The 9,051-nt window shown below is 67.5% G+C and carries 9 protein-coding genes and 1 pseudogene (1 of these 10 running past the window's edge); 6 read left to right on the top strand and 4 right to left on the bottom strand.

From position 1 onward, the window contains the following. From ACFE99_RS12890 to eccE, 4 genes are all read left to right on the top strand, one after another. Positions 1–455: ESX secretion-associated protein EspG (locus ACFE99_RS12890; RefSeq protein WP_375485825.1), on the top strand; the 455-nt coding region annotated here is incomplete at its 5' end. Between the two features lie 59 nt (positions 456–514). Next, positions 515–1,924, top strand: coding sequence for a type VII secretion integral membrane protein EccD (gene eccD / locus ACFE99_RS12885; RefSeq protein WP_375485823.1), 1,410 nt, complete (start codon positions 515–517; stop codon positions 1,922–1,924). Then, the gene (gene mycP / locus ACFE99_RS12880; RefSeq protein WP_375485821.1) at positions 1,921–3,303 is read left to right on the top strand and encodes a type VII secretion-associated serine protease mycosin; all 1,383 of its coding nucleotides are present in this window, start codon (positions 1,921–1,923) and stop codon (positions 3,301–3,303) included. Before eccD ends, mycP begins: the two co-directional genes overlap by 4 nt. Continuing rightward, positions 3,300–4,307 carry a type VII secretion protein EccE gene (gene eccE, locus ACFE99_RS12875; RefSeq protein ID WP_375485819.1) on the top strand — a complete coding sequence of 336 codons (1,008 nt, stop codon included), beginning with the start codon at positions 3,300–3,302 and terminating at the stop codon, positions 4,305–4,307. Before mycP ends, eccE begins: the two co-directional genes overlap by 4 nt. A gap of 56 nt (positions 4,308–4,363) precedes the next feature. On the opposite strand, the pseudogene ACFE99_RS12870 reads toward eccE, so the two are convergent. From ACFE99_RS12870 to ACFE99_RS12860, 3 genes and pseudogenes are all read right to left on the bottom strand, one after another. Then, positions 4,364–5,189 (bottom strand): annotated as a pseudogene (locus ACFE99_RS12870) (hypothetical protein). Further along, complete coding sequence (locus ACFE99_RS12865) at positions 5,186–5,809, bottom strand: TetR family transcriptional regulator (RefSeq protein ID WP_375485817.1); 624 nt, start codon at positions 5,807–5,809, stop codon at positions 5,186–5,188. Before ACFE99_RS12865 ends, ACFE99_RS12870 begins: the two are co-directional and overlap by 4 nt. 97 nt (positions 5,810–5,906) lie before the next feature. Continuing rightward, the gene (locus ACFE99_RS12860; protein WP_375485815.1) at positions 5,907–6,800 is read right to left on the bottom strand and encodes an amidohydrolase family protein; all 894 of its coding nucleotides are present in this window, start codon (positions 6,798–6,800) and stop codon (positions 5,907–5,909) included. A gap of 109 nt (positions 6,801–6,909) precedes the next feature. On the opposite strand from ACFE99_RS12860, the gene ACFE99_RS12855 reads away from it, so the two are divergent. Continuing rightward, on the top strand, positions 6,910–7,674 hold the full coding sequence (locus tag ACFE99_RS12855) for a trans-aconitate 2-methyltransferase (RefSeq protein ID WP_375485813.1): 765 nt from the start codon (positions 6,910–6,912) through the stop codon (positions 7,672–7,674). Between the two features lie 13 nt (positions 7,675–7,687). Here ACFE99_RS12855 and ACFE99_RS12850 read toward each other — a convergent pair whose 3' ends face one another. Beyond that, positions 7,688–8,491: a Stf0 family sulfotransferase gene (locus tag ACFE99_RS12850; protein ID WP_375485811.1), complete on the bottom strand. Its 804-nt coding sequence runs from the start codon at positions 8,489–8,491 to the stop codon at positions 7,688–7,690. Between the two features lie 87 nt (positions 8,492–8,578). On the opposite strand from ACFE99_RS12850, the gene ACFE99_RS12845 reads away from it, so the two are divergent. Then, a protein-coding gene (locus ACFE99_RS12845) for a hypothetical protein (protein ID WP_375485809.1) crosses the window boundary here: on the top strand, positions 8,579–9,051 show its 5' portion. It continues 148 nt past the right edge of the window; 473 of the gene's 621 nt are visible here — the first part of the coding sequence; its start codon is at positions 8,579–8,581; its stop codon lies off the right edge, out of view.

Raw genomic sequence — 9,051 nt, 5'->3', positions numbered from 1 at the left:
CCCCGGGCGGCGCCGGCGGCCTGGCACAGCGACCGCCGGCGCGGTTCGACGAGTGCAGCCTTCCGGCCCGAGTCGGCGCCCGCGCCGACGAACGGCTGCGCGCGGGCGCCCCGCTCACCGAAGTCGTTGACTACCTGGGCATTCCGGAGTCCGCACGTCCGGTGGTCGAGTCGGTGTTCACTGGGCCGCGCAGCTACGTCGAGGTGGTTGCCGGCTGTCGCCGCGACGGCCAGCACACCACCACCGAGGTCGGGATGAGCGTCGTCGACACCACCGCCGGCCGGGTGCTGGTCAGCCCGTCAAGGGCCTTCGACGGCGAATGGGTGTCGACGTTTCGGCCCGGGACCCCGTTTGCGATCGCCGTCGCGCTCGAGCAGTTGATGTCCGAATTACCAGACGGCCATTGGTTTCCGAGCCTGCGGCTATCGCGAGATTTCACCAGCCAGTCGCCCTAGCACTGGCCCACAAAGAGAGAAAGAGAATCCATGTCCCATCCACGCCTGAGGACCCGGTGATGTCGAGCGCTGTGATGCCAATCGTGCGGGTCGCCGTCCTCGCTGAAAGCCGGCTGACGGAAATGGCCCTGCCCGCGGAACTGCCCTTGCGCGAAATCCTGCCCGCCGTCCAGCGTTTGGTGGCTCCTGACGGCGACAGCGACGCCGACCAGGCGGCGAGTCCGACTCGGCTCAGCCTCGCGCCGATCGGTGGGGCACCGTTCAGCTTGGACGCCAGCTTGGACACGGTCGGCGTCGTCGATGGCGACTTGCTCGCGCTGCAGCCGGTGCCCACCGGCCCGGCCGCACCCGGCATCGTCGAGGACATCGCCGACGCCGCAGTGATCTTCTCCGCTTCGCGGTTCAAACCGTGGGGCATCACCCATATCCAGCGTGGGGCACTTGCCGCGGTCATCGTCGCGATTGTGGCGGCCAGCGGGCTGGCCCTCACCTACCGCGTCGTCACCAAGGATCCGGTGGGGCTGTTCGCCGTCGGTGCGATCGCGGTGCTGACTGCGCTGGCCGGTCTGGTGAGCAGGGCGCGCTCACCGCGCACCGGCGTCGCGCTGTCGATCGCGGCGTTGGTGCCGATCGCCGCCGCCCTGACGTTGGTGGTACCCGGCTCCTTCGGGCCGGCCCACGTGATGCTGGCCGCGGCTGGAGTCGCCGCGTGGTCGCTTATCAGCCTGATCGTGCCCGCTCGCGATCGTGAGCTCGCCATCGGGGTTTTCACCGCCACCACGGTGCTGGGGACTGCGGTCCTGCTGGCCGCTGGCGCCGAATTGCTTTGGCAGCTCCCGCTGTTGAGCATCGGGTGTGGGTTGATCGTGGTGGCGCTGCTGGTCACCGTCGAGGCCGCTCAATTGTCTGCGCTGTGCGCGCGTTTCCCGCTGCCGGTCATCCCCGCGCCGGGAGACCCCACACCGTCGGCGCCGTCGGTGCACGTCTTGGAAGACCTTCCGCGGCGGGTGCGTGTCAGCGACGCCCACCAGAGCGGGTTCATCGCCGCCGCTGTGCTGCTCAGCGTGCTGGGATCGGTGGCGATCGCGCTGCACCCACAGACCGTGCCGGTGTTGGGCTGGTACGTCGTCGGGGCCACCGCGGCGGCCGCCGCACTGCGTGCCCGGGTCTGGGATTCGGCGGCCTGCAAGGCCTGGCTGTTGGCCGAACCGTATCTGGTCGGCTTGTTGCTGCTGGTGCTCTACACCGCAACCGGACGCTATCTGGCGGCATTGTCGGCAGCTGGGGTACTCGCCGCACTGGTGTTGGTATTGGTTGTGGTTGCCCTGAATCCACGGATCGCCTCACCGGACAGCTACTCGCTGCCGCTGCGGCGGCTGCTGGGATTCGCCGCGTCGGGTCTCGACGGCTCCCTGATTCCGGTAATGGCCTATTTGATCGGCCTGTTCGGCTGGGTGCTCAATCGATGACACGCTTCGGATTGGCCTGCCTCACCGCTGTTTTGGCTGCGGTGATGTGGACCTGTCCATCGGCGCTGGCGATCACCCCGCCGGTCGTCGACCCCGGGGCCAAGCCCCCGGACGGCGCGCCGGGGCCAGTGCAGCCGATGGAGCGGCGCGCCGAGTGCAGCACCTCCGCTGTCATGCCGGGCACCGACCCCGGCGTCACCACACCCAACCAGGTGATGCTGAATCTCCCTGCAGCCTGGCGTCTTTCGCGCGGTGAGGGCCAATTGGTGGCGATCATCGACACCGGGGTGCGGCCCGGGCCGCGGCTGCCCAACGTCGACCCCGGCGGAGACTACCTGGAGACCACCGACGGGCTCACCGACTGCGACGGGCACGGAACGTTGGTGGCCGGCATCGTTGCCGGCCAGCCGGGCGACGACGGGTTCTCGGGTGTGGCACCCGCCGCGCGGCTGCTGTCGGTGCGGGCCGCGTCGGGCAAATTCATGCCGAAGATGCCGGGCGGCGACCCGACGCTGGCCCAGGCGTCGGCCGACGTGGCCGCGCTGGCCCGGGCGATCGTGCATGCGGCCGACCGCGGCGCCCGGGTGATCGCCGTCTCCACGGTGACCTGCCTGCCGGCCGACCGCGGCGTCGACCAGACACAGCTCGGCGCGGCGATCCGCTATGCAGCGGTGGACAAAGACGCGGTGATCGTGGCCGCGGCCGGCAACACCGGGGCCATCGGTTCGTTGGGTGGAACCGCCTGCGAATCCACCCCACTCACCGACCTGAGCCGTCCGGACGACCCACGCAACTGGTCCGGCGTCACGTCGGTGTCCATCCCCTCGTGGTGGCAGCCCTACGTGCTGTCGGTAGCGTCGCTGACGCCGGACGCGCAACCGTCGAAGTTCACCATGGCCGGGCCATGGGTCGGAATCGCCGCGCCCGGCGAAAACATCGTGTCGGTCAGCAACCGTGACGACGGCGGCTTGGCCAACGCGCTGCCCAACGACAAACAACAGTTGATACCGCTCAGCGGCACCAGCTACGCGGCCGGCTATGTGGCGGGCGTCGCAGCACTGGTTCGCAGCAAGTACCCGCAACTGACGGCGACGCAAGCGATCCAACGCATCAGCGCAACCGCGCACAGGGCGGCCAGGGCACCCTCCAACGTGGTCGGCGCCGGCACCGTGGACCCGGTCGCCGCGTTGACCTGGGATCTGCCCGCCAGCACCGACTCGCAAGCACCGCCAGTCAAGCAGCTCGCCGCCCCGCCGGAACCGGCACCGAAAGACCCCACACCGCGGATCGTCGCCTTCGCCGGCACCGCGGTCCTCGCGCTGGCCGTCGCAATTGTCGCCGCGATCGCTGCGCGCCGACGAAAGGAGCCCACCTCGTGAGCCTGCGCCGATCGACCGAGTGGCCGGGCACTGGACGCGTCACGCTCGTGTTGCTGGCCGTCGCGGCCGCCGCGCTGGCCTATCCCTGGCAGTCGATGCGCGACCGTTGGGTCCTAGGTGTCGCCGCCGCCGTGCTGATCCTTGTGTTGGTCCGCTGGCGGGGACTGTACTTCACCACGATCCTGCGTCGACGGGTAGCGATGATCAGACGCAACAGCGGCCTGCGGCCAGACCGCGAACCAGGCGTCGATGTGCGGGCCACCGCACTTCTGCACGTCCGGCCCCCAGCAGAACACGTTGACGCGCTTCCGCTTCCGCTGATGGCCGCCTACCTGGACCGCTACGGCATTCGCGCCGACGCCATCCGCATCACCAGCCGCGACACCGGATCGGACACCGGCGTGCCGCAGCGGGAAACCTGGATCGGGATGACGGTGTCGGCCGCGGACAACCTGGCCGCCCTACACGCCCGCTCGCCGCAGATTCCTCTACCCACGACCACCGAGGTCGCGGTGCGCAGGCTCGCCGACCACCTGCGCGAGCTGGGATGGACAGTCAGCACCGCCGCAGCCGACGACGTTCCGCGGCTGTTTACCCGCTCAGCGCGGGAAAGCTGGAGGGGCATTCACGATAGGAACACGGAATACGTTGCCGCGTACCGGGTTAACGCCGATTCGGCGCTGCCCGACATGCTGGCGGCCATCCGGTCGCACGCCGCCCGCGAGACCTGGACGGCGCTTGAGATCAGCGGCGCGAAAGAGCGGCCCACCCTGGCGGTGGCATGCGCATTCCGCACCGAAGCCCGGCCCAACGCTAGCTCGCCGCTGCCGGGGCTCACCCCGCAGGATGGAAACCACTGGCCCGCGCTGTTGGCGCTGGACCCGCTGTCCACGGGGCGCCTCGACGGCCACACCGACGTGCCTGTCAGCCTGCTGGAAAGGCTACGGTGGCCCAGCGCGGCAGGTGCCGTCCCGTCGAGACCACGGCACGCGGCCGCGGTCTGAACCTCAAGAGCCAACCGCGGCGCGCTATGCCGCATGGCAGCGATTGTCGTTAGGGTTCAGGGGTGTGCGGCAAGGAACGTCTCGTTCGACAGTCCGGCGGCCAGTTCCGCGACGTCGAACGGCCGGTCAAGCCGCGCATGAAGCTCCTTGCGATCCACGAGGCGGCTGATCTCGGCGGTCTGGCGAGCGAAGAGCCGTCCGATCCGTGGGTATAGCCAGCGCATGATTGCCCGTTCTGCGGCGGTGCAGCGTGCTGCGCAGTAGCCGACGTGGCCGATCTCGTCGGTGAGGATCTCGTTGTAGAGCCGCTCGATCCGCGCGGCAACCTCTGGTTCGTCGGCGAACAGTTCAACGCCGATGCGACGCAACTCGTCGAACATCACGCAACCGACCATCTCTGCCGGCCCCCACGAACGCGAATCTGATTCTCTCCGGGAGGAATACAGCGACCTTGATGAACTGGCGCATTACCAGCGGCGGCGGGACTATTTGGAACGGAAGACCGAACACCTCCAGTACATAAGCCAGTAGGCGGGTGTGGTAGTGCTCCTCGAGCTCCATGTACACCCGTTCGGGCGGTATGTCATCGCCGCTGTTGAGCCCGTAGGTCTCGCCGAGGCCTACCCCGAACCGTTCGGCCTGATTCAGTTTGGCGGTGGCCAAGACAAACAGCATCGGCCGGTCCAGATTTGGTTCGGGTCGGCGGCGGTGCAGGTTGCGCAGGAACACGGCCCGGTCGATCGCACGTGTCGATCTGACGGGATCGGCCTCCAATGCCGCGAAGAATTGCTCCCGGCCGGCAAGGCGTCGATGCAGCAGATCGGCATCGCCGTCGCGCTGCGCCAGATAGGTGCGGTAACCCTCAATACCCAAGGCGCTCATCGGTCCTCGATTCCCTGAACAATTGTCTTGACATACTGGTCGAGCAGCGCGTTCCGCTTTCGCGGTGCGGCACCACCGGTGGCCAGCAGCGCGAACAGCCCGGTAAGGAAGATGACCGCGAGTTCTGTGGCGTCGGCATGCTGCGACACGCCTCCGGCGGCCTGCGCGTCGGCCATCGCGGCGATGAGGAACTCGGCGAGCGGATGCTCAATCAGCTCGTCCTCGACCGGCCGCGTCGCCAAGAAGTGCAGCCCTAGCATGTCTTTGAACACCACCGGGCCTAATCGCCGTTCGGCGGCGAGCACGTGGCGCACCAGCAGCGTCAGCAGCGACATCAGATCGCCGGGCTTGGACTTTTGAAGGCTGGCCACGATATTGGCTTCCTCGGCGCGCTCCAACTCGACCAGCACGTGCTCTTTGGTCGGGAAGTGGAAATAAAAGGTGCCACGCGACACGCCGGCCGCCGCGGCGATTGCCGCGACATCTGCGCCAGCCAAACCAGACCGGCCGATTTCGGCCACCGTGGCCTCGAACACCCGCGCCCGCGTCTGCAGTCGCTGCGCCTCGCGCATGCCGCCAATAGCCGAACCGGGTGCCCTGGCCGATTTCGTCGCAGCCACGGTGGCTAGCGTACTAATTTCGCTAACAGACGTCAATGACGAGCGTCAGCGAGGTGCGCGGTGCTCATCGTGGCGCCGATTCGTGACACGCTCATCGCTACTCTGGTGCGCCGAATAGTCGCGCAGCATTCGCGTAGAACAGCCCGCGCAACCAGTCGTCGTCGATACCGGGCAGCCGGGTGAGCGAGCGCATCGCCTCGGAGTAGCCGTAGGGAATGTTCGGAAAGTCGCTACCGAACAGGATGCGATCGCCCAGCCGTGGCAACCGATGTAGCTGCGGCCGAGGAAACGGCATGGTTTCTTCGGCGAACGGCGTGAAGACCATCGTGGTGTCCAGCAGGACCTCTGGATAGTGCTCGCAGATGTCGAGAAAATCGGCGTACTCCGGCATGCCCATGTGCGCGACAATCAACGGCAGCCGCGGATAACGGCCAAGCAGACGGCGGATGGGTTCAGGCCCGGTATGTGCGCCCGGGGCCGGCCCGGACCCGCAGTGGATGATGACCGGTATTCCCGCGTCCTCGATGAGTCCCCAAACCTGGTCGAGCAGCGGGTCGTTGGGGTCGTAGCGGCCCACCTGGATGTGCGCCTTGAAGACGCGCACACCGCCGGAGATGGCTTTCTCGACATATTCGGCGGCCTCGGGTTCAGGGTAAAACGTCGCGGTGGCAAGGCAATCGGGCGTGTAGCGGGCGAACTGCGCAGCCCACTGGTTCAGCCACGCCGCCATCTGCGGTTTGTGCGGGTACACCAGCGCGGTAAACCGGCGCACCCCGTACTGCCGCAGTGTCTTCAGTCGCCGAGATTCGTTGATGCGGTACGCAATCGGCCAGGGACGCCCGACCAGCGGACCGGCCGAGTCGAAGTAGCGCCACACCTTATCCATCACCGGCTTGGGCATGAAATGGGTGTGCACGTCGATCACCCCCGGCAGCCCCAACGCCGACCAGATCTGCCGTACCTGCGCGGCTTCATCGGCGGGCGCTGTCACGCAACACACCGCGGTCTGGTAGGCATCGGTTGTCCTCGCTTGGTGCGCATCGAGTAATACCGTTGTCTATAGCAGCCGACGCAGGCGGCGTTGAGCGGGGAGGGCCAAGATGTGGGATCCCGACGTCTATCTGGCCTTCGCGAGCCAGCGTGGTCGGCCGTTTTACGACCTTCTGTCCCGGATCGGTGCGGAACGGCCGCGCCGGATCGTCGACCTCGGCTGCGGAGCCGGCAACCTGACCCTGCAGCTGCCGCGGCGCTGGCCCGACGCGGTGATCGAGGCGCTGGACAGCTCACCGGAGATGGTCGCCGCGGCGCGTGAGCGCGGGCTGGACGCCACCGTCGGTGACCTGCGGGACTGGACGCCGCAGCGCGACACCGATGTGGTGATCAGCAACTCCGCCATGCAGTGGGTGCCCGAGCATGCCGAGCTGATGGTCCGCTGGGCCGGTCGCCTGGGCCCCGGCTCGTGGATCGCCGTGCAAATGCCCGGCAACTTCGAATCTCCTTCGCATGCCGCCGTCCGGGCTGTCGCTCGTCGTGAGCCGTTCGCGAAAACCCTGCGCGACATTCCGTTCCGGGTCGGCTCAGCGGTCCAGCCGCCCGCCCGCTATGCCGAGCTGCTCATCGACGCCGGCTGCACAGTCGACGTGTGGGAGACCACCTACCTGCACCAGCTGACCGGTGAGCACCCGGTGCTGGAGTGGATCACCGGCACCGCGTTGGTTCCGGTGCGTGAACGCCTCAACGACGAGCAGTGGCAGCAGTTCCGCGAAGGGCTCATCCCGCTGCTTGCCGACGCTTACCCGCCCCGTCCCGACGGCACCACCTTCTTCCCATTCCGGCGGGTGTTTGTCGTTGCCCAGGTGAGGTAGGCCCGGGGAGTCCTTACACCGGAAGCCCTTTTTGCTGCGCCTCTTCCCGGTAGCGGTCCACCCATTCGTCCGAGCGCTGGTCGGCTTGGCGCTCCAGCACCGGCTCCGGCGCCAGGCGGCGATCAACGCCGAGTGCTTCCAGGACATCGCTGACGATGGTGGTGAGGTTGCGCCACAGCACCGGATACGACACATCGATCGGGTTGATGTCCTCCTCGGCGAACCAATTGCGCCAGCCCTTTTCCTGGTCGCGCAGCATCGTGACGACTTGGGCGATGGCGCCGGCGTGGTATTCGGCCCGCTTGTCACGGTCCGGGTCCGGGCGGCCCCGCCACACCTGGGTCTGCACCGCCCGCCAGAACGACACCGCCTGGGACACCACATCGGGCCGGTAGACGTGGATGAAAACCGGCTCACTGCCGATGACGTCGCGGATGGCCGAGCGTAATCCGTGGCCGGAGCGGTCCGGCAGGCCCGCGGCCCGCTCCAGCAGCAGCGGGGTCTGGTTCCACATCAGCTTGCCGCCCCACACTCCGTTGGGGGTGCGGCCTGAGCTGCGGATGTGCTCGCGCCAGGCAACCGGGGTTGCGGTGTCCGGTGTGCCTGGGTCGAGCGGGTCCAGCAGCCGCAAGATCGATTCGTCTTCGACGTCGGCGAACCATTCCCGCGGCTGCGGCGCCATGCCGGTGCTGGGCAGGTACTGAAAGAACTCCTGGGGCTCGCCGGCACTTCCGGTGGCGCGCAGCGACTCGACCAGCAGCGTGCTGCCACTGCGCTGAGAGGCCAGCACCAGATACGACTTGGGGGTGGTGGACACGACGTGAGCGTAATGCCCGACACGCCGGTGGTGTTTGGTGAGCAGGCCATCGGGTATGGCTCGGTTAATGCGATAGGGAGATGATCGGTGGGATACTTGGACGCTGCCCTGGACACCGCGAAGGAACAGCTGCGGCACGCGGTCGGTGCGGTTATCCATCGGATGGGCCAACGTGAGCAATTGCAGTCGCTGACGATTGGCTGCCCGCACGAAGCCGTTCAACGTTTCTTCCGAGATCCCGAGCAGCTGTCACAGGTGCTGGACGGCGTGGCCGACGTTGTCAAAGCCGGTGCCGATGACCGGCTGCGTGTGGTGATCAGAAAAGGGCCGCTGGACGGGATCAGCTGGGAGTGCCTGATGGTCACCGAGGAGCGGCGGTTGCGTTTCGTCGACTCCGGCCGACACGACGCCATCGCCAGCGAGATCGTGCTGGATTTCAGCGAGGCGCCGCATGGCCGGGGCACCGAAGTCACTTTGCGCGTCAAAAGCCCTGCGCCGGGGCTATTATCTGGCGCGCTGGCGTACAAGCTGTTGTACCGTGCCCGGGCGCTGCTGCAGAC

The sequence above is a fragment of the uncultured Mycobacterium sp. genome (genome assembly GCF_964249325.1).
Lineage (GTDB): Bacteria > Actinomycetota > Actinomycetes > Mycobacteriales > Mycobacteriaceae > Mycobacterium.
This window is presented reverse-complemented; position numbering and strand designations above follow the sequence as displayed.

Coding starts and splice junctions, on each gene's coding strand:
- eccD (WP_375485823.1), top strand. CDS start 515: ATGTCGAGCGCTGTGATGCCAATCGTGCGGGTCGCCGTCCTCGCTGAA.
- mycP (WP_375485821.1), top strand. CDS start 1,921: ATGACACGCTTCGGATTGGCCTGCCTCACCGCTGTTTTGGCTGCGGTG.
- ACFE99_RS12855 (WP_375485813.1), top strand. CDS start 6,910: ATGTGGGATCCCGACGTCTATCTGGCCTTCGCGAGCCAGCGTGGTCGG.